We start from the raw sequence: 20074 nt of genomic DNA, 5'->3' as shown, positions 1-20074 counted from the left end.
ATAATTTTCTGGAAAGCGGGTGTCCCGAGGGGAAGGATCGCATGAAAACCATATTCTCGCCGCTGCATGCCGGCCATTCCGACACGCTGGAACTGGTCGCGGGGGAACTGGTCCCCGGCTTCGAGAAGCCGTCGCGCGCCGAATTCATCAAGGCGCGGGTGGAAAGCGAAAGACTGGGGCCGATCCTGCCGCCCGAGGCGCATGACCTTTCGGCGGCCAAACGGGTGCATGCGGCCGACTACATCGATTTCCTGCCCACGGTCTGGTCCGCCTGGGAGGCGGCGGGCCATAGCGGCCCGGCGCTGCCTTTCGTGTGGCCGACGCGCGGCCTGCGCGGCGACGTCAGGCCCCACGCCACCGAAGCCCGGCTGGGCTTCTACTCCTTCGACGGCGGCGCGCCGTTCGTGCAGGGCACATGGGACGCGATCAAATCGTCCTACGACGTCGCGCTGACCGCCGCCGCGCTGGTGAACAACGGCGAGCGCGCCGCCTTCGCGCTCTGCCGGCCGCCGGGCCACCATGCCGGCTCCGCCTTCATGGGCGGCTATTGCTACATCAACAATGCCGCCGTCGCCGCCCAATGGTTCCGTGACCAGGGCGCGGCGCGGGTCAGCATCCTCGACGTCGACTATCACCATGGCAACGGCACGCAGGAAATCTTCTATGCGCGGGGCGACGTGCAGGTGCTCAACCTGCACTGCGATCCGCTGACCGAATATCCCTTCTTCCTCGGCCATGCCGACGAGCGCGGGCAAGATGCCGGCGAGGGATTCAACCACAACTACCCGATGCCGGCCGGAACCACCTGGGAACGCTGGAGCGCGGCCCTCGACGACGCCTGCGCAAGGATCACCGATTACGGACCGGACGCAGTCATCGTCTCGCTGGGGGTCGATACGTTCGAGAAGGACCCGATCAGCGAGTTCAAACTGAAAAGCAGCGACTATCCGCTGATCGGCCGGCGCATCGCCGGGCTCAGCCTGCCCACCCTGTTCGTGATGGAAGGCGGCTATGCGGTGGAGGAAATCGGCATCAACACCGTCGGCGTCCTGACCGGTTTCGAGGGCGGCTGAGTACCGCCGCGAGTCGCGAACGGACTCCGAATCGAAGTTTTGTCAATTCTCATTTGATGTCGGATTCGAGTGAGGGTAGATTTAACCCGAATCAGCCGATCCTTCGGGGGCGAGGCGGGCAATCACAAGTCTGACGTTTCGGGGACAGCAGCCCGAGGCAAGACGCGATGGCTTTCGCGTTCCCTGACGGATTCGTCCGATCGGGTGTCGTCGGCACTCTTGTGTTTTCCGGCATTTGCGTTCCCAAACCATACGCGTTCCTTCGTGAATGTGATGCGTACCCACCCTGCCGCGGGCCTCCCTCCTGCGGCGGACAATGATGGATTCCGGCCAGAAAACCGCGATGGACAGTCCCGCATCCTCCTCAGGCACCGCATCCTCCTCGGGCATCCGCACTTTGGCGAACCGCCTCGCCTCGCGCGGCGACCTCACCGGCTTCCTCGCGGGCATGACCGAAAATGTCGGTGCCGACAGCTATATGCTGGTCGCCATCATGCACGGGGAAGCCCGCAACCAGGCACGCATCGTCGCCTCCAACTGGCAGTTCGACACCATTGAGCTGATCGGACGCCAGCTCATCGCGACCCTGGCGCAAGGCCCCTGGGCCGCCACGCCGGGCATGCGCCCCACGGCGTTGATCGCCGGCGCGGCGCCGGGAACCGGAGCGCTGATCAACGGCGAGGAAGCGCGTCTTCTGGACGTGCTCGGCCACGGCGAAATCTATTCGCTTGGCCTCAATGTCGGGCGCCAGCGCCTGTTCATGCTGCTGTCGTCCGAACAGGCCGGGCAAATCGACCTTTCCGCGCTGGCCCGCGCCCAGTTCGAGTGCTGCTACGCGCTGTCGCGCATTCCCGACCTCGTCGCGCAGGGCGCAGCCGAGGACCCGCTTTCCGACCGCGAGCGCGAGTGCCTGTTCTGGGTTTCCGAGGGCAAGACCACGGATGAGGTGGCCGTTATCCTCGGCGTGTCCTCCAATACGGTTAACAGCTACATCACCCACGCCATCCAGAAATTCTCCGCCAGCAACCGGGCCATGGCCATCGCCACGGCGATCAGGAGCGGCATCATTTGATCCACGCAGCCGTCAACCAGCACGCCGGTACGCCGCTGAACGATCAGCCCGGTCCGTTCGGCGCCTTCGGCCCGCAAGGCGGCAGCCATGCGCTGACCTTCGCCGATGCCGTGCGCCGCTGCCGATGGATCGCCCTTGACATCAACGCGGATTCCTTCGCGCTTTTGCTCCTTCCCTCGGTGCAGGAAGGGGCCCGGCTGGTGCCGTGCCTCGATTCCGACTATCCGGCCGTCGGCTTCTCGAAGAAGATCGCCACCGACGACGAGCAGGTCGTGCGCCATGTCCGCGCCTCGACCGAGCCGCTGTGGTGGAGCGCCGGCGAGGACACTCCGGCTGCGACGGCGCTCGGCAGCCTGTCATGGACGAGGCGCATTTCACCCTTGGCAGAGGGAACCTGCGGCATCGCCTTCCCCGTCCATGCCGAGCGCAACCAGTGCGGGCTCGCGGTCTTCGCCGGAGAGCGGATCACGCTGGCGCAGGACATGCTCTACGACATCCACGGCCGCTGCTTCTCGCTGTTTGCCGCGCTCACCCGCCTGCGCCCCGGCCATGCCGGCCCGGCACGGGCGATGACCCGGCGCGAGCTGGAATGCCTCAAGCTGACGGCCAACGGCTATACGAGCGAGGAGATCGCACGCCTGCTCAAGCTGTCGGTGCACACCACCAACCAGTATCTCACCCAGTCGGTGCAGAAGCTGAACGCCGTCAGCCGCACCCAGGCCGTGGCCAAGGCGCTCCGGCTCGGCCTCATCGAATAGCGCGGTCGAGGTCGATCGCCTCGGTCGGCCTGATGCGGGCCTGCTCGATCACCTGGCGCAGCAGCGCGGTGTTGGACTGCGGGTCCTCGCGCGGCTTCTCGAAGGCGACATAGTTCACCACCACCGAAGCCTGTTGTTCCTCCAGCGTGAGCTGAAAATAGACGGTGACGCCCGTCGGCCGCAGCTCGAGGTCGAGCACGATGCGCGGGCTGCCGCTCCAGTCCACATAGGCCTCGCCGCCATGGCCGAGCTTGAGGGTTCCGGGCATGAAATAGAGTTCGGCCGCCGAATCCACCAGATCGGACAGGCAGGCGAAATGCTCCAGCCGGATGAAGGCGATGTAGTCGGCCACGTCAACCAGGCGCAACTCGCCCACCACCTGTTCGATGGCATGGGCCACGATGCTTTCGCGTGTCTCTGCGTGTGGCTGCCTTATCATGTCACCTGCCGGCGCTTGGCCTTGTTGGAATAGACGATCCGCACCAGTTCGGCGACGGCCTGATAGAATTGCTGCGGTATCACGCTATCCACCGAAACTTGCTTGTACATGGAGCGGGCGAGCGCGACGTCCTCGAAAACCGGAATGCCGTTCGCCTCGGCAAGCTCGCGGATCTTGAGCGCCACGAGGTCCTGCCCCTTGGCCAGCACCACGGGCGCGGAATCCTCCTCGCGCACATATTTGAGCGCGATGGCGTAGTGGGTCGGGTTGGCGATCACCAGCGTGGCGCGCGGCACCGCCGCCATCATGCGCCGGCGCGCCCTGTCACGCGCCACGGAACGGATGCGCGACTTCACGATCGGGTCGCCTTCGGACTGTTTCAGCTCGTCCTTCACTTCCTGGCGCGTCATGCGCAGGTCCTGCTTCCAGTGGAAACGCTGCCAGATGAAGTCAGCAGCCGCGATCGCGCCCATGACGAAGACGATCACCACCAGGATGTCGACCGCGAAGCCGCGGATCACGCTGCCGAACTCGACCGGGTTGGTGAGCATGCCGGCCAGCAGGCGCCCGACACTGTCGGACAGCGCGATCACCAGAACGAGGATGGCGAAGCCGACCTTGGCGACGGACTTGAGGAATTCAACGAAGCCCTGCACGCCGAACATGCGCTTCCACCCCTGCGCGAGGGAGATGCGCGACGCCTGGGGGCGAATGCGCTCGCCGACGAAGCGGGGCATGTTCTGCGCGACCGAGCCGACGATCCCGGCTATCACCAGAAGCACCAGCAGGGCGGCCACCGCCCGGCCGATCTCCATCATCACGCTGCGATACAGCGCGATGATGTCCGTCTCGTTGGCCATGGGCCAGGCATCCGGCTTTTCAAGGAACAGGGACAGGAAGACGCCCAGCTCCACGGCCGCGTCGCGCGCATAGAAGACGGTAAAGGCGAGAATGGCGACGAAGGAGGAGAAGATCGCGGTTTCCTTCGAATGGGGCAGCTTGCCCTTTTCGACGGTGTCGCGGATCTTCTTCTCGGTCGCTTCCTCGGTTTTGGAGTCCTTGTCGACGCCCTCGGACATGGCTCAGGCTATGCCGCTTCGGCAGCCGCCTGCGCGCCCGGCAACTCGAACGCGCCTTCGCGCGAGAGACGCACAGTGGCCGAGGCGACCGTCTTGCGTGCCTGCATGATGTCGGCCAGCGCGATGCCTTCCGAACCCGTGGAAAGCTCGGATTCGATCATCCGCCGCGACCGGGCGCCGATGGCCGAAAGCACGGCCTCGACCAGTTCTTCCGGCGCGCCCCGCAGCGCCAACGTGATGACGTCGGTCGACATGCCGTCGAAGACCAGCACCCGCGCCTTCTGGGACAGAAGATGCATGTCGTCGAAGGAGAACACCCGCGCCTTGACGCCGGCGAGATCGGGCGTCCCCACGGCCTCCAGGTCCTGGATCACCTCGTCGAGCTGCGTCTTGTCCATTTCGTTCAGCACGCTGGCCAGCCTTGCCTGGCCCGTCGATGTGTCCTTGGAGGAGGAGCCGTCGAGCAGGCGCGTGCGGATCTGGTTCTCCACCAGCCGCATCGCCGCCTGCGGCGCGCTGGCCATGGTCACCATGCGCTTCATGATCTCGCTGCGCAGCGGCTTTTCCAGCGTGAGCAGCACCTGGGCGGCAAGCTGCGACGACAGTTTCGACAGGATCAGCGCCCCGGTCTGCGGATGCTCGCCGGCAAGGAAGCCGCCGATGCGCATCGGCTCGAGCTGCTCCACCTGGGGCCAGACGGGCAAGGGCCCGGTGTCCGGCTTCTTCTGCCGGCCTTCCATGATGGCGCTGACTTCCTCCGGCGACAGCGTTTCGCTGAGCAGCGTGTCCATCTTGTCGGCCGAATCGAGCAGGCCGGCACCTTCGGTGAATTCGGCCTCGAACTCCGCCACGATCTTTTCGAGATCGGCCTGCGGAATGGTGCGCAGCATGCGCGCGGCTTCGATCAGCGCCTTCAGTTCCTCCTGCTTGAAGAACTTGAGCAGGCGACCGGCGGCCGGCTTGCCCATCGCCACAAGGATCGCCGCCGCCTTCTGCGGCCGGGTCAGCGTCAGCGATGTCGTCATGCGGCTCTCCCCTGCTTCCGGCCCATGCCAGCCATTTGCCCGGCCACTCGCAATGTCAGGCGCCCTTGGCGGTGATGATCTCGGTCAGGCGAATGGCGAAGCGCGAGGAATCGCCTTCCAGCACGGTGATCTCGCCCCGCGCGATGCGCCGCCCGTTGACCACCACGTCGATGGGCTCGCCGATGCGGCGGTCGAGCGCCACGGTGGAGCCCTTTTGCAGGGTCATCAGTTCCGACACCGACATTTCGGTGCTGCCGAGCACGATCTGCACGTCGACGGGAATGTCCATGATGATGCTGCTGTTGGAGGCGCCGGCAGCCTCGTCCTGCGGGCGCTTTTCCTCCTGCTGGAGCACGCCGCGCAATTCCTCGATGGCCCGGTCGAGCTGTTCGTCCGGGACTTCGCTCACGGCTTCCGCCTTGGCCTGGTTCATACTGGTCTTCTCCTGTCGTCCCGCCGGATCAACCCGGCAGCAGCCCGTCCATGAAATCCTGGGCGTCGTCGTAGGGCTGCTTGATACGCACCGTGTAGTTCTGGCCGAGCTTGCCGAATTCGCAGACGAACAGCGTGCGGTCCCGTGCCGCAAGCTGCGCCTGGGTCTGCGCCATGTCGCCAAGCTCGAGTACGTCGCCGACGCGCAGGCCGGCCAGTTGCCCGAGCGTGAGCCGGGTCAGCGGCATCGTCGCCTGCAGCGTGATGGCCGAGCGCATCACCTCCTCGGAGAAATGCGCTTGCCAGCGCGATGTGTCCTCGGCGTCGGCCTCGACGGCGTTGCGCGCCAGAAGCACGCGCTGCGGAATGGTGATCGCCACGGTGCCGCTGTCGGTGGGCGTCGAAAGGGCGAAGACGATGCACACCGCCGGGCCGTCGCGCAGCACCCGCCGCCGCGCTTCGAGGCCGGCCATGGCGCGCGGCACCGGCAGCTTGAGATCGAGCGAGCGGCGGCCGGTGCCGTTGAGAATGTCGGCGAATTGCTGGAACACCAGGGTCGCCACGTCGATTTCGACATGGGAGAAGTCGCGTTCGATCGCCGCGACCGGCTGGTCGAGATCGCCGCCGAACAGCGCGCAGACCATGACGGAGACGGCTGGCGCATCCATCACCAGCGTCATGGCGTCGGAGGATATGCTCGAAGCGACGATGGTCATGGCGAAGCTCTCGCCGGACCGCGAGCGCGCCTCGGCGACGCGCGAAACCTCGACGGCCTGAAGGTCGACACGCACCGGCGCGCCGATCTCCTCGGCCAGCCGCTTCATGACCAGCGGCAGCGCGCGCTCGGCCATGGACCGGCCGGCGCCGATCACCTGCCCGGCGTCGCCGCTGTCGCCGAGCAGGCGCTCGATGATCAGGGAGCGGGTGCCCGAGGGGCTCGCCGGACCGGTCATGGAACTGTTCCGCACGCCGTCATGGCCGTCACGCCGCCTTCTTCTCGGCGATGACCGCGTTCATCGTGCTCTGCTCGACGGCATCGATGGACGGCCGGTCGTACGAGGAAATGGTCTTGCGGCCGAACTCGATGGCCACCTGCGGCAGCGACCCGTTCATATAGGCCAGCAGCGTCTGCTTCACGATGATGTAAAGGCGGTTCTTCTTCTCGCGCACCGACTTGATCTTGGACGCCACCGGCCCGACGATGGCATAGGACAGGAAGATGCCGAGGAAGGTGCCGACCAGCGCGGCGCCGATCAGCCCGCCGAGGATTTCCGGCGACTGGTCGAGCGCGCCCATCGCCTTCACCACGCCCAGAACCGCCGCCACGATGCCGAGCGCCGGCAAGCCGTCGCCCACGGCGACCATGGCATGATAGGCCTTGAGCTTGTCGGCGCGGATGGTCTGGATCTCCTCGTCCATCAGCGCCTCGATCTCATGGGGACGGGCATTGCCGATGATGATGATGCGGCAATAGTCGCAGATGAAATTGGTGAGGTCCTTGTTCTGCAGAACCGTCGGGAAGGCCTGGAAGATCGCCGATTCCTCGGGGTTGTCGATATGGGCCTCGACCTCGCTGCGCGACTTTGAGCGCAATTCGCGCATCAGGCTGTGCAGCACCCCCAGCGTCTCCAGATATTCGCGCTCCTTCGGCACGGACTGCTTGATGGCCTCGAGGATGGCGCGGCCGGTGTCCTTCACCGTCTTCATCGGGTTGGCGACGAGGAAGGCGCCGAGCGCAGCGCCGCCGATGATGACCAGTTCCCAGGGCTGCATGAGCACATGAAGGTGACCGCCCATGGCCATGAAGCCGCCGAGAACGCAGCCGAGCGTGACCACAAATCCGATCAGAATGCCCACTATCCGTCCTTCCGCTTCTCACATCAGGCAATTTGAATAGCGCGCGTGCCTTGTGTGAGGCTTGAATCGCGTGAGGCTTGGATCGCGCGACCGGAACCCGATTCAGTTTCGCGCAAGGAAGTAGGCCTATTCTCGGCATGCAGCTTCGGCCGGAGGCATGTCGTTTTGAACACTTACATCAGTTACCAGCTGATTGCGCGGGACATACCCAAGGCGATCGATCGCATCGAGCGCCAGCCGATCGTCGACCGCGAGACGAAGTATTACCTCGACAATATCGGCAAGGTCAGTTCCATCGACGAGTTCGTGAAGAACGACCGGCTGTTCAAATATGCCATGAAGGCGTTCGGCCTCCAGGACATGAGCTACGCCAAGGCCTTCATGGTCAAGGCGCTGAAGGAAGGCGTGACCGATCCCGACAGCTTCGCCAACAAGCTGACCGACAAGCGCTACGCCGAGTTCGTCGCCGCCTTCAATTTCGCAAAATATGGCGAGGAGGCGACCGTCTACAGCCAGGCGAAGCAAGGCGTGGTGAAGAACTTCGCGCTCCAGTTCGAACTCGGCCCGGTGCAGGAAGGCTTCACCTTCGCGGAAGCGGAAACCTCCTATTTCCTGGCCAACGTCACCTCGGTGAAGTCGATCGACGACCTGATGGGCAATGAGCGGCTGCTCGACTATGCCATGACCGCTTTCGGCCTCGATGCCGAGACCGAATCGCCGGATCGCATCCGCCAGATGCTGGAAGGCGGCATCTCCGATTCCGACAGCCCGGCCAACCGCCATCCCGACAAGCGCTACGCCAAACTCGTCGCGGCCTTCGATTTCGCCGCCCATGGCGACCAGGCAACCCTGCGCGACGAGGTGCTGCGGGGCGTGCCCAAGGCCTTCATGGACGAATCCGGCCTGCTGCTCATCAAGACCGATGCGGACCACATCGCCGCCGAAGCCACCTACTACGCCCAGAACATCTCCAAGGTGACCTCGATCAGCGACCTCTTGTCCGACCGCCGCCTGCTCACCGTCGCCATGGCCGCGTTCGGGCTCGATGCCGATGCGGAATCGCCGCAGCGCATCCGCGAGATGCTGGCGGGCGGCATCGCCGATCCGGCCAGCCCCGCCAACAAGGAAACCAACAAGCGCTATGCCGCCTTCGTCAAGGCCTTCAACTTCGCGGAGTACGGCGCGGCGACAACCTCGCGCCCCGAGGTGCTGCAGGACACCGGCCGCTTCTATGTGGTGAAGTCGGAGCTGGGCCTGTCCAAGCCGAGCAACGCCTGGTTCCAGGCGGAGACCGCCTATTACCAGGCCAGTATCGGCAAGGTGCGGTCGGTGGACGACCTGATGGCCGACAAGCGGCTTTACAATTACGCCATCGCGTCTTTCGGGCTCGACCCCGACAAGGAAGACCGGGCCACCATACGCAAGGTTTTGGAACGCGGCGAGGCCGACCCCGCCAGCTTCGCCAACAAGACCGGCGACAAGCGCTACATCGCGCTCGCCAAGGCCTTCGATTTCACCGCCCATGGCGAGGGCGCCACGACCTACAATGCAAGCCGGCAGGACGTGGTCGACAAGTACATGCGCCAGACGCTGGAGGAAGATGCCGGCAACAGCAATGAAGGCGTGCGGCTGGCGCTCTATTTCGAGCGCAAGGCCGCCGGCCTGACCAACTGGTACGAGGTGCTGGCCGACAAGGCGCTGGCCACCGTCGTGCGCACCGCCTTCGGCCTGCCGGAATCCTTCGCCGCCGCCGACATCGACCGGCAGGTGAAGCTGTTCGAATCGAAGATGAAGATCGAGGACTTCACCGATCCGGCCAAGCTCGCAACGTTCATGACCCGCTTCACCAGCCTCTACGAGATCAACAACCCCACCTCGCCAGCCTTGAATGCCGCCAGCATCCTGTTTGCGCAGCCCACCACGATGGGCGTGTCGACCAACCTGCTGATGGCCATGCAGCAGCTCAGGTCACGATAGGCCCGCCATGCAGGACAGCCTCTATGTCGCCCTTTCCTCGCAGATCGCGCTGGAGCGGCGGCTCAACACCATCGCCGACAATGTCGCCAACTCCTCCACGGTCGGCTTCCGCGCCACCGGCGTGAAGTTCGAGGACGTGGTGTCGGGCACCGGCCCCCGCTCGGTCTCCTTCGCCTCCTCCGGCTCCACCTTCCTGTCCACCTCTAGCGGCAGCATGGTCGAGACCGGCAACCCGCTCGATTTCGCCATCCAGGGCGATGCCTGGTTTGGGATCTCCACGCCGGCCGGCACGGTGATGACCCGGGACGGCCGCTTCACGCTGGCCAATTCGGGCGCGCTGGTGACGGTCGAGGGCCATCCCGTGCTCGATGCCGGCGGCGCGCCGATCCAGCTCGACCCCAATGACGGCCCGCCGCAGGCCGGCGCCGACGGCTCGCTCACACAGAACGGGCGGCTGGTGGCGGCCATCGGCCTCTTCGCCTTCGATCCCGGCCCGGATTTCACCCGCTACGGCAATTCCGGCATCGTGCCGAAAACACCGCCGCAACCCCTGGTCGACCGGCAGGATATCGGCGTGTCGCAGGGCTTCGTCGAACAATCCAACGTCAACCCCCTGATGGAGATGACGCGGCTGATCCAGGTGCAGCGCGCCTTCGAGAACGTGTCGGCGCTGATTCGCAACGCCGGTTCCTCGGTCGACGAGGCGATCAAGACCCTCGGCTCCAAATAGCGGCCGGGCCAGATGACGCAGGACCGCACGCTTGTCAGGACATCGGAGCGCGATTCCACGCCCACCGACCCGCTGACGCTGCTGGAACATGTCTGGCGTCGCTTCGACGAGCCTTCGGCGCTGCTGAAACGCGGCGGCCACGTCCGCGAGGTGTCCTCCACGCACTACAAGGTAGGCGGCCTCAGCGAACTTGCCCGGCTCGGCGATCTGGTCGAGCATCGCGGCCGCCGCGGCGGCACATTGGGCGAGGTCGTCCATATCGCACGCGGCGAGGTGGTGATCGCGCCCTTCGAGCGCAATGCCGATGCCGGCATCGGCGATGCCGTGTTCCGGCGCGGCCCGCTGGCCGTTGCGCCCCATCCTTCCTGGCGCGGCCGCGCCATCGACGCGCTGGCCCGTCCCATGGACGGCGGCCCGCCGCTGCTGCGCGGCGCCGAAGATGCCCCGCATGCTGAAAAAACGCCCGGGGCCATGGAGCGGCAGCGCGTCGGCACCGGTTTCCACACCGGTGTGCGCGTCATCGACATCTTCACCCCCCTTTGCTTCGGCCAGCGCCTCGGCGTCTTTGCCGGATCGGGCGTCGGCAAGTCGACGCTGCTTGCCATGCTGGCCGGCGCCGATGCCTTCGACACGGTGGTCGTCGCCCTGATCGGCGAACGCGGCCGCGAGGTGCGCGAATTCCTCGAGGACACGCTGGGCGAGAAGAACATGGCCAAGACCGTGGCCGTCGTCGCCACCAGCGACGAAAGCGCCATGATGCGCCGGCGCGCGCCCGATACCGCCATGCGCGTGGCGGAATATTTCCGCGACCGCGGCGACCGGGTGCTGCTGGTCCTCGATTCCATCACCCGCTTCGCCCATGCCTTGCGCGAGGTCGCCACCGGAACGGGCGAGCCGCCGGTGGCGCGCGGCTATCCCGCCTCCGTGTTCACCGAACTGCCCAAGCTGCTGGAGCGCGCCGGGCCGGGCGCGGAAGGCGCCGGCTCGATCACCGCCATCATTTCCGTTCTTGTCGACGGCGACGACCACAACGATCCCGTCGCCGATTCCGTGCGCGGCATTCTCGACGGCCATGTCGTGCTCGACCGCGCCATCGCCGAGCAGGGGCGCCTGCCCTCGGTCGATCCACTGGCGTCGATCTCGCGTCTCGCCGGGCGCGCCTGGACACCGGAGCAGCGCACGCTGGTCACGCAGCTGAAGGCGATGATCGCGCGCTTCGAGGACACACGCGACATCCGGCTGCTCGGCGCCTACCAGCCGGGCGCCGATCCCGAACTCGACATGGCGGTCACGCAGGTGCCGCTGATCTACGAGGCCCTGCGGCAATCGCCGGCCGATCCGGCCTCGGCCGATGCCTTCTCCGATCTCGCGCGCCACTTGAGGAGCAGGAGCGGCGACCATGGCCACTGAGCGCCAGCGCACCGAGGCACTGCTCCAGAACCTGCTCGCCAAGGCGCGCGCCGAGGAGGAAGCGGAAGCCGCCCGCGCCTCGCTGCTTTCGGGCCTGTTCAACAGGCCGAAGGCCCGGCAGCCAGCGCCCGCCCCGATTCCCGAAAGCTGGCCGGCACCACCGCCGACACCCTTTCCCCGGATCGACAAGGCATCCCGGCGGGCCGACCGCCGCAGCGACCTCATCATCGCCGGCCTCGGCGTGGCCCTCGGCCTGATCTGCGCACTGTTTCCATGGTACATCTTCTTCAATCAGGAGCAGTTCGGCGTCCGCGCCATGCGGCTGGGCGGACAGGGCACCAATTCCGGCCGCGTGATGGTGGATGCCGCCTCGGCGCCGGCCCGGGTGCGGGAAATTCCCGAACTGCCCGGCGACCTCGACCTGTTCAGCACCGGCAACATCGCCGATAGCGCCACCGGCACCCCGCCCGGCCTCGACGAGCAACCCTTCCCCGGCGCGGCGACCGAATTCCGGCTGGTCCACGTCGCCAACGGCAGGGCGATGATCGAGGACGACGCCGGCCTGTGGGTGGTGCAGAACGGCTCCCGGCTGCCCGATTCCAGCCGCGTCGCCGCCATCGAGCAGCGCGCCGGCAAATGGGTGCTGGTGACGAGCAAGGACAGGGTGGTCGAGATCTCCGAGTAGCCCCGAAGCGAGCGGCAGCCGCAAGGCCCGCGCAAGACTGGGCGCCTACCATGGGCACGTTACCGGAGAACCCCATGGAGCCCGTCAACCTCTTCGATCTCGCCACAAGGCAGTCGCAATGGCTGGCCGTGCGCCAGACGGCCATTGCCGGCAACGTCGCCAACGCCAACACGCCGGGCTATCTGGCGCGTGACGTCGAGCCGTTCGAGAAGGTTCTGGAGCGCACCGCCGTTTCGCTGAGCGCCACGCAGCAGGGTCATCTCGGCTTCGGCGCCACCGAGGCCGCCTTTGGCACCAGGGTCCAGGAATACGACGGCGCCATCCTGCCCTCCAAGAACACCGTGGTGATGGAAACCGAGCTGATGAAGGCCGGCGAGGTGCGCCGCGCCTTCGAGCTGAACACGGCCATCGTCAAGGCCTTCCACTCCATGCTGCTCACCGTTTCGAAGGGCTGACCGCAATGGACGCCCTGACCGCCACCCTCAAGATCGCGGCATCCGGCCTCGGCGCCCAGTCGGAGCGGCTGCGCATCGTCTCGGAAAACCTCGCCAACGCCCAGTCGACCGGCAATTTCCCGGGCGCGGACCCCTACCAGCGCAAGACCGTCACCTTCGTTTCGGAGCTGGATCGCGTCTCCGGCGGCTCGGTCGTCGAAGTCGGCGCCATCGACCGCGACCCCAGCGCCTTCCCGCTCGAATTCCAGCCCGGCAACGTCGCCGCCGACGAGAACGGCTATGTCAAGCTGCCCAACGTCAACGTGCTGATCGAGATGGCCGACATGACCGAGGCCAACCGCTCCTACGAGGCCAATCTCCAGGTCATCCGCCAGGCCCGCGACCTGATCTCCATGACCATCGACCTGATGAGGACGCCGTGATGATCGGTCCCGTCGGCGCCCTGCGCCTCACCCCTGCCCTCGGCACGGAAACCGCCAGGACCTCCTCCTTGCAGGACGGCGCCGTGGCCGGGTCGTCCTTCGCCGACGCGCTGGCGCAGGCCGCCTCGCGCACCGTCGGCAAGCTCGAAAACGCCGAGCAGGTGTCGCTGGAGGCGCTCAAGGGCAACGCCGACACCCGCGAAGTGGTGGATGCGGTGATGAGCGCCCAGCAGACGCTGCAGGCCGCCGTCGCCATCCGCGACAAGATCGTCACCGCCTATCTCGAAGTCAGCCGGATGAGCATCTAGGAGCCGGACCGTGAAAGCACTCGCCATCGCCGCCACCGGCATGAACGCCCAGCAGACCAATCTGGAAGTCATCGCCAACAACATCGCCAACATCAACACCACCGGCTACAAGCGGGCCCGCGCCGAATTCTCCGACCTGCTCTATCAGGTGGACCGCGCCCGCGGCGTGCCGAGCCGCGCCAACGCCTCCATCGTGCCCGAGGGCGTCTCGGTCGGCCTCGGCGTCAAGACGGCCGCCGTGCGCAACGTGCACATACAGGGGCCGCTGACCAATACCGGCAACAATTTCGACCTGGCGCTGGTCGGCAAGGGCTGGTTCCAGATCGAGGGCGCCGACGGCGGCACCCTCTACACCCGCGCCGGCTCCTTCAACACCAATGCCGAAGGCCAGCTCGTCACCATAAACGGCGCCGCCGTCATTCCGGCGATCACCGTGCCGGACGATGCCGTCGAGGTCGTCGTCAACAAGACGGGGCAGGTCTTCGCCCGCTTCGAGGGCGTCAACGAGCTGGAGGAACTGGGCCAGTTCCAGATCGCCAACTTCGCCAACGAAGCCGGCCTGGCGCCGCTGGGCGACAATCTTTTCCAGGAAACCGCCGCCTCCGGACAGGCCGTCACCGGCATTCCCGGCGACCCGGGCTTCGCCAGCGTCGAGCAGGGCTATCTGGAAAGCTCCAACGTCGACCCGGTCAAGGAGATCACCGAGCTGATCTCGGCCCAGCGCGCCTACGAGATGAACTCCAAGGTCATCCAGGCCGCCGACGAGATGGCCTCGGTGGTGTCCAAGAACCTCAGATAATCCATGCCGATCCCGCACCCCCTCACCGCCCTTCGCCGCATCGTTCTCGCCGCCGCCACGGCCGCGGCGGTCTGCGTGCCGGCATGGGCGAGCGCATGGGCGCAGGAGGTGGTGCTGATCCCCAGCCGCGTCATCTATCCGGGCGAGACGATCTCGGCCGGCGCGCTGCGGCAGGTGACGCTGGTTCCGGGCAAGGTGAAGCCGGACGCCGTCGCCACGACGCTTGCCGAACTCGACGGCAAGGTGGCGCGACGCACGCTGCTGCCCGGCCGCTACATTCCCACTGCTGCCCTGCGCAATGCCTGGCTGGTCGAGCAGGGCGCTTCCGTGCAGGTCAATTTCATCGCCGGCGGGCTGACCATCTCCGCCACCGCCGTGACCCTGCAACCCGGATCGCCGGGCGACGTGGTGAAGGTGCGCAATGTCGACAGCGGCAAGGTGCTAACCGGCACGGTGATGGAAGACGGCAGCATCAGGGTCGGCACATGAAGCGCGCGCTCGTCCTCGCCCTCGCGGTGTTGATCCCGTTGCAGCCGGTGCTGGCCGACGGCCTCACCGACAAGCAGAAGCGCGCCCTTGCGGCACAGCAGGGCGGCCTCGTCGAGACCGACTATGATCCCGCCACGGCCGCGCGCATGTTCGAGGTCGCGTCCGCGCCCAGCAATCTGCCGCCCGGCCAGATCGCGGCGCGCATCAAGGACGTGGCCCAGTTGCAGAGCGCCCGCGACAACCAGCTCGTCGGCTACGGCCTCGTCATCGGCCTTGCCGGCTCGGGCGATAGCTTGCGCAACTCGCCCTTCACAGAGCAGTCGATCCGCGCCATGCTGGAAAACCTCGGCATCGCCACCGAGGGCGGCAGCGCTCGCGCCCGCAACGTCGCCGCCGTCATCGTCACCGCCAACATGCCGCCCTTCGTCCAGTCCGGCGCCCGCATCGACGTCACCGTCTCCTCCATGGGCGACGCCACCTCGCTGGCCGGCGGCACGCTGATCATGACGCCGCTGAAGGCGGCCGACGGCGAAATCTACGCGGTCGGCCAGGGCCCGGTCATCGTCTCCGGCTTCAGTGCACAGGGACAGGCCGAGCAGGTGACGCAGGGCGTGCCGACCGCCGGCCGCGTGCCCAACGGCGCCATCATCGAGCGCTCCGTGGCCGCGGAATTCGGCGATCAGGCCGAACTGACCCTGCAACTGCGCAATCCGGACTTCTCGACCGCCGTGCGCATCGCCGACGCCATCAACGCCTACACGCGCCAGCGCTTCGGCGCGCGGGTGGCGGCCGAGCGGGATGCCCGTACCATCTCCATCCGCAAGCCGAAGAACATCTCGGCAGCCCGCTTCTATGCCGAGATCGAGAACCTCATCATCCAGTCGGACACCCCCGCCAAGGTGGTGATCGACGAGCGCACCGGCACCATCGTCATCGGCAATCAGGTCCGCATCTCGCGCGTCGCCATCAGCCATGGAACGCTGACCGTGCGCATCACCGAGGCGCCGCGTGTCGTGCAGCCCGAGCCCTTTTCCAGGGGCGTGACGGCGGTCGAGCCCGATACCGCCATCGACGTCCAGCAGCCGGACGCGCGCGTCGCCGTACTCGACGGCCCCGATCTGCAAACGCTGGTCTCCGGCCTCAACCGCCTCGGCGTGAAGCCGGACGGCATCATCGCCATCCTGCAAGGCATCAAGTCCGCCGGTGCCCTGCAAGCCGATCTCGTGGTGCAGTAGCCATGCCGATTCCGAAAAACAGCCGTCAGATCCTTCTTTGCGCAGCCTTCGTCGCGCTGGCATCCCTGCCCGCCGGTGCCGGCGAGGTGCGTCAGGTGCTGCCCGGCGCACCGGCTCCCCTCCCCCCGCAGGAACTGACGCGGGAGGCCGCGCCTGCCCTCGATGCCTCGGCCCTCGACCCCAATGCCAGCGAGGTCCAGCGCTTCTGCTCCAACATCGCCGACGCCGCCCGCGACCGCCGCTATGCCTTGCAGGCGGCCGAGCTGCAGCAATTGCAGGGGGAAGTCGACAAGCGCATCAAGGCGCTGGAGGAAAAGCGCCTCGAGTATGAAACCTGGCTCAAGCGCCGCGAGGTGTTCCTCGCCCGCGCCGAAGAGGGCGTGGTTTCGATCTATTCGGGCATGAAGCCCGATGCCGCCGCCGAGCGGCTGGCGATGGTCGAGGCGGAACTGGCCGCCGCGATCCTGATGAAGCTCGATGCCCGCAAGGCGAGCGTCATCCTCAACGAAATGGACCAGAAGGCCGCCGCCAGGCTGACCAGCGTCATGGCGAGCGCCGCACGCAGGACGGACCCCTCATGATGCGCAGGCTTGCACTCATCCTGGCTTGTTCGGCGCTGGCGGGCTGCGCCTCGGACCTGCGCGAGGTCAACAGGGAGCCGACGCTCTCCCCGGTCGGTTCCGGCATCGAAGGCGGCAGCGTCTCGGTCTACCAGTATCCGGAAACGCCGGCCAAGCCGGTCAAGCGCTTCTCGCTATGGGACGACCGGCAAAGCCGCCTGTTCACCGATCCGCGCGCGCTGCGCGCCGGCGACATCCTCACCGTCAACATCAAGATCAACGACCGCGCCCGCTTCAAGAACCAGAACGACCGCAGCCGCACCGCCAGCCGCACGCTGGGCTTCGACGCCAACATCGGCTGGGACGGCTCTTCCACCGGCGGCGCGGGCGACGGCAGCCTGAAATCCAAGACCGTGACCAATGCCGACGGCGCGACCGAGCGCTCGGAAAACATCATCCTCAACGTGGCGGCGGTGGTGACCGAGGTGCTGCCGAACGGCAACCTGATGATCAAGGGCTCGCAGGAAGTGCGCGTCAATGCCGAGTTGCGGGTGCTGCACATCGCCGGCATCGTGCGCCCCTCCGACATCGGCGCGCAGAACACGATTTCCTATGAGCGCATCGCCGAGGCCCGCATCTCCTATGGCGGACGCGGCCGTATTTCCGAAATCCAGCAGCCGGCCTATGGCCAGCAGATACTGGATCAGGTCCTGCCGTTCTAGGAAGCAGCGCGATGGCGATGGCAGATGCCGAAACCGCACCGATGGCCAAAGGACCGTCGATCCTCATCCAGATCGCCATGCTGGCGGGCCTCACCGTGGTCGCGCTCGGCATGGGCTGGGGCGCGGGTGCCTACCTGAAAAGCCAGCAGGCCGCGGCGCCGAAGCCCGCACAGACAAAAGCGGCGGGGTCCGAGGCGGCACCGGCAGCTTCCAGCGTCAAGCTGGTCACGCAGGACCTTCCGCCGATCACCACCAACATGGCCGCGCCGACGGAAACCTGGGTGCGCATGGACCTGTCGCTGCTGCTCGATCTTCCACTGCCGACGGAGACGGTGGCCGCCATACACCAGGACCTCCTGGCCTTCATGCGTACCGTCAAGATGCATCAGGTCGAGGGGCCGAGCGGCTTCCAGCATCTCAAGGCGGACCTGCGCGAGCGGGCCATGATCCGCAGCGACGGCAAGGTCCGGGACGTGCTCATCAGGACGCTCGTATACGAATGAGAGCATTGGCACTCGCAGGCGCCGTCCTGCTGGCTCTGACGGGCGCCGCCGCCGCGCAGCAGATCGACCTTGGCGGCATCGGCCAGATGAGCGGCTCGACGGTCGGCACCATCATCCAGCTTTTCGGGCTGGTCACCGTGCTGTCGGTCGCGCCCGGCCTGCTCATCATGGTGACCAGCTTCACCCGCTTCATCATCGCCTTCTCGATCCTGCGCGCCGGCATCGGCCTGCAATCCACGCCGGCCAACCTGATCCTGATTTCGCTGTCGCTGTTCATGACCTTCTACGTCATGTCGCCCACCTTCGACCGGGCCTGGAACGAGGGCGTGCAGCCACTGATGGAAAACCGGATCGAACAGGCCGAGGCGATGGACAAGATTGCCGACCCGTTCCGCACCTTCATGCTCGACAATGTCCGCGACAAGGATTTCGACCTGTTCGCCGACCTTGCCCGCGAGCGCGGCCAGACCGTGTCGCGCGAGGAGGTCGACCTGCGCATCCTCGTGCCGGCCTTCATGATTTCCGAGATCAGGCGCGGTTTCGAGATCGGCTTCCTGATCGTGCTGCCCTTCCTCGTCATCGACCTGATCGTGGCCACCATCACCATGGCCATGGGCATGATGATGCTGCCGCCGACCGTGGTGTCGCTGCCGTTCAAGATCATGTTCTTCGTGCTGATCGACGGCTGGAACCTTCTGGTCGGCTCGCTGGTGCGCTCCTTCACCTGAAGACGGCCGGAAAACGCCTGCTTACCAACCGTTAACCACGTTGCTTATGCTTTTCGAAGCAACTTTCCGCCATAGTCCCGGAAATGGCGGTTGATCGCGCTTGGCAGATCATTGGCATGATGCCGTACCGTCATACCGGCCGGCCCGGTATGTCATTTTCCCAGTAAAATCAGGGTACGTGTATCCATGGCCAGTATCATGACCAATTCGTCGGCTTTGACGGCGCTTCAGAGCCTGAACGCCACCAACAAGTCGCTTGAAACCACCCAGAGCCGCATTTCCACCGGTTACCGCGTCGCCACCGCTTCGGACAACGCCGCCTACTGGTCGATCGCCACCACCATGCGTTCGGACAACAAGGCCAACTCGGTCGTGCAGGACGCCCTCGGCCTCGGCGCCGGCAAGGTGGACACCGCCTACACCGCGATGAACAAGGCCATCGAGGTGGTCGACAAGATCAAGGAGAAGGTCCTGCTGGCCAAGACCGCCGGCACCGAGGACCGCGCCAAGATCCAGAGCGAAATCGACACCTACGTCGCCCAGCTCAAGGACAATGTCGGCGGTGCCAACTACGCCGGCTCGAATCTGCTCAAGACCGACTCCACCGCCGACTCGCAGAAGCTGAGCGTCATCACCTCCTATAACCGCAGCGACACCGGTGCGGTGACCACCGGCACCATCGATGTCTCCTTCGGTTCCACGCGTCTCATCGATTCCGACGCCGGCGGCGCAGCTACCGGCATTCTCGACAAGACCGGCACGGCCTCCGGCGCCTGATCCTGGAAATCGACGTCACGGACGTTACCGGCGTTACCGGTCACTCCGATGCCAATGAGGGCGCTTCCTTCGACAAGCTGCTGACCGACATCGAGTCCGCCCTGGCCGACATGGCCACGGGTGCTGCCGAACTCGGCGCCGCCAAGGCCCGCATCGACCTGCAGTCCTCCTTCGTGTCGAGCCTTTCCGACTCGATCGACAAGGGCGTGGGCCAGCTCGTCGACGCCGACATGAACAAGGAGTCGACCCGTCTGCAGGCCCTGCAGGTCCAGCAGCAGCTCGGCATCCAGGCGCTGTCGATCGCCAACGGCAACTCGCAGCAGATCCTGTCGCTGTTCCGTTAAGGACAGGCCGGCTTCAGCCGGCATCCCAACAAGATGGAAGGCCGCGCTTCACCCGAAGCGCGGCCTTTTCCTGCTCTGCGGCCGGTTCCCTCAAGCCTCTTAATCGTCTGTTAACCACGACTGCGTAGTTATGGTTAACCGGAAGTTTCGCCACATGGCAAAACGGAACGATTTGTTGACCGAGGGGTGGCACCA

The 20074-nt window shown here is 66.0% G+C and carries 23 protein-coding genes and 1 pseudogene; 18 read left to right on the top strand and 6 right to left on the bottom strand.

From position 1 onward, the window contains the following. The first annotated feature begins 41 nt into the window (after positions 1-41). From ABID37_RS09375 to ABID37_RS09365, 3 genes are all read left to right on the top strand, one after another. Entirely contained in the window at positions 42-1073 is a 1032-nt protein-coding gene (locus ABID37_RS09375) for a histone deacetylase family protein (RefSeq protein ID WP_354194001.1), read from the top strand. A 343-nt stretch (positions 1074-1416) separates the two neighbouring features. Next, positions 1417-2145 (top strand): helix-turn-helix transcriptional regulator, encoded by a 729-nt coding sequence (locus tag ABID37_RS09370; RefSeq protein ID WP_354194000.1) that lies wholly within the window; start codon positions 1417-1419, stop codon positions 2143-2145. Beyond that, the gene (locus ABID37_RS09365; protein ID WP_354193999.1) at positions 2142-2903 is read left to right on the top strand and encodes a helix-turn-helix transcriptional regulator; all 762 of its coding nucleotides are present in this window, start codon (positions 2142-2144) and stop codon (positions 2901-2903) included. The genes ABID37_RS09370 and ABID37_RS09365 overlap by 4 nt, the downstream gene beginning before the upstream one ends. On the opposite strand, the gene ABID37_RS09360 is transcribed toward ABID37_RS09365, so the two are convergent. From ABID37_RS09360 to motA, 6 genes are read right to left on the bottom strand one after another with little or no spacing between them, the layout of a single operon-like run. Further along, positions 2893-3342 (bottom strand): BspJ family T4SS effector nucleomodulin, encoded by a 450-nt coding sequence (locus tag ABID37_RS09360; RefSeq protein ID WP_354193998.1) that lies wholly within the window; start codon positions 3340-3342, stop codon positions 2893-2895. The two genes, ABID37_RS09365 and ABID37_RS09360, sit on opposite strands and share 11 nt — an antisense overlap. Next, a complete protein-coding gene (gene flhB / locus ABID37_RS09355) occupies positions 3339-4421 on the bottom strand; it encodes a flagellar biosynthesis protein FlhB (RefSeq protein ID WP_354193997.1) in 1083 nt (360 codons plus the stop codon). Before flhB ends, ABID37_RS09360 begins: the two co-directional genes overlap by 4 nt. A gap of 8 nt (positions 4422-4429) precedes the next feature. Beyond that, positions 4430-5446 carry a flagellar motor switch protein FliG gene (locus tag ABID37_RS09350; protein WP_354193996.1) on the bottom strand — a complete coding sequence of 339 codons (1017 nt, stop codon included), beginning with the start codon at positions 5444-5446 and terminating at the stop codon, positions 4430-4432. Positions 5447-5501: 55 nt separating this feature from the next. Then, entirely contained in the window at positions 5502-5879 is a 378-nt protein-coding gene (fliN, locus tag ABID37_RS09345; RefSeq protein ID WP_354193995.1) for a flagellar motor switch protein FliN, read from the bottom strand. Positions 5880-5907: 28 nt separating this feature from the next. After that, positions 5908-6831 (bottom strand): FliM/FliN family flagellar motor switch protein, encoded by a 924-nt coding sequence (locus ABID37_RS09340; protein ID WP_354193994.1) that lies wholly within the window; start codon positions 6829-6831, stop codon positions 5908-5910. A 28-nt stretch (positions 6832-6859) separates the two neighbouring features. Then, positions 6860-7735: a flagellar motor stator protein MotA gene (gene motA, locus ABID37_RS09335; protein WP_354193993.1), complete on the bottom strand. Its 876-nt coding sequence runs from the start codon at positions 7733-7735 to the stop codon at positions 6860-6862. Positions 7736-7900: 165 nt separating this feature from the next. Here motA and ABID37_RS09330 point away from each other — a divergent pair, with 165 nt between their 5' ends. The 15 genes and pseudogenes from ABID37_RS09330 to ABID37_RS09260 all read left to right on the top strand — a co-directional run bounded on the left by ABID37_RS09330 (position 7901) and on the right by ABID37_RS09260 (position 19879). Beyond that, positions 7901-9712 carry a DUF1217 domain-containing protein gene (locus ABID37_RS09330; protein WP_354193992.1) on the top strand — a complete coding sequence of 604 codons (1812 nt, stop codon included), beginning with the start codon at positions 7901-7903 and terminating at the stop codon, positions 9710-9712. Between the two features lie 7 nt (positions 9713-9719). Then, a complete protein-coding gene (gene flgF, locus ABID37_RS09325) occupies positions 9720-10442 on the top strand; it encodes a flagellar basal-body rod protein FlgF (RefSeq protein ID WP_354193991.1) in 723 nt (240 codons plus the stop codon). 12 nt (positions 10443-10454) lie between these two features. Next, positions 10455-11852 (top strand): flagellar protein export ATPase FliI, encoded by a 1398-nt coding sequence (gene fliI / locus ABID37_RS09320; RefSeq protein WP_354193990.1) that lies wholly within the window; start codon positions 10455-10457, stop codon positions 11850-11852. After that, entirely contained in the window at positions 11842-12537 is a 696-nt protein-coding gene (locus tag ABID37_RS09315) for a hypothetical protein (RefSeq protein WP_354193988.1), read from the top strand. The genes fliI and ABID37_RS09315 overlap by 11 nt, the downstream gene beginning before the upstream one ends. Before the next feature lie 74 nt (positions 12538-12611). Next, a complete protein-coding gene (gene flgB / locus ABID37_RS09310; RefSeq protein WP_354193987.1) occupies positions 12612-12992 on the top strand; it encodes a flagellar basal body rod protein FlgB in 381 nt (126 codons plus the stop codon). 5 nt (positions 12993-12997) lie between these two features. Next, entirely contained in the window at positions 12998-13414 is a 417-nt protein-coding gene (gene flgC, locus ABID37_RS09305; protein WP_354193986.1) for a flagellar basal body rod protein FlgC, read from the top strand. Further along, complete coding sequence (gene fliE / locus ABID37_RS09300; RefSeq protein WP_435521550.1) at positions 13414-13722, top strand: flagellar hook-basal body complex protein FliE; 309 nt, start codon at positions 13414-13416, stop codon at positions 13720-13722. Before flgC ends, fliE begins: the two co-directional genes overlap by 1 nt. Before the next feature lie 10 nt (positions 13723-13732). Beyond that, positions 13733-14521: a flagellar basal-body rod protein FlgG gene (flgG, locus tag ABID37_RS09295; RefSeq protein WP_354193984.1), complete on the top strand. Its 789-nt coding sequence runs from the start codon at positions 13733-13735 to the stop codon at positions 14519-14521. Positions 14522-14524: 3 nt separating this feature from the next. Further along, entirely contained in the window at positions 14525-15010 is a 486-nt protein-coding gene (gene flgA / locus ABID37_RS09290; RefSeq protein WP_354193983.1) for a flagellar basal body P-ring formation chaperone FlgA, read from the top strand. Next, positions 15007-16245, top strand: a complete 1239-nt coding sequence (locus ABID37_RS09285; RefSeq protein ID WP_354193982.1) for a flagellar basal body P-ring protein FlgI — start codon at positions 15007-15009, stop codon at positions 16243-16245. Before flgA ends, ABID37_RS09285 begins: the two co-directional genes overlap by 4 nt. Positions 16246-16247: 2 nt before the next feature. After that, positions 16248-16826: a MotE family protein gene (locus ABID37_RS09280; RefSeq protein WP_354193981.1), complete on the top strand. Its 579-nt coding sequence runs from the start codon at positions 16248-16250 to the stop codon at positions 16824-16826. After that, on the top strand, positions 16823-17527 hold the full coding sequence (gene flgH, locus ABID37_RS09275; RefSeq protein ID WP_354193980.1) for a flagellar basal body L-ring protein FlgH: 705 nt from the start codon (positions 16823-16825) through the stop codon (positions 17525-17527). Before ABID37_RS09280 ends, flgH begins: the two co-directional genes overlap by 4 nt. A gap of 11 nt (positions 17528-17538) precedes the next feature. After that, on the top strand, positions 17539-18030 hold the full coding sequence (locus tag ABID37_RS09270) for a flagellar basal body-associated FliL family protein (RefSeq protein ID WP_354193979.1): 492 nt from the start codon (positions 17539-17541) through the stop codon (positions 18028-18030). Then, positions 18027-18758 carry a flagellar type III secretion system pore protein FliP gene (fliP, locus tag ABID37_RS09265; protein WP_354193978.1) on the top strand — a complete coding sequence of 244 codons (732 nt, stop codon included), beginning with the start codon at positions 18027-18029 and terminating at the stop codon, positions 18756-18758. The genes ABID37_RS09270 and fliP overlap by 4 nt, the downstream gene beginning before the upstream one ends. Before the next feature lie 186 nt (positions 18759-18944). Continuing rightward, positions 18945-19879, top strand: a pseudogene (locus ABID37_RS09260) (flagellin N-terminal helical domain-containing protein). The last annotated feature ends 195 nt before the right edge of the window (positions 19880-20074 follow it).

The organism is Aquamicrobium terrae (assembly GCF_040545735.1).
GTDB classification, from domain to species: domain Bacteria; phylum Pseudomonadota; class Alphaproteobacteria; order Rhizobiales; family Rhizobiaceae; genus Mesorhizobium; species Mesorhizobium terrae_A.
The sequence above is the reverse complement of the archived record's forward strand: the minus strand, read 5'-3'. Positions and strand labels throughout refer to the sequence as shown.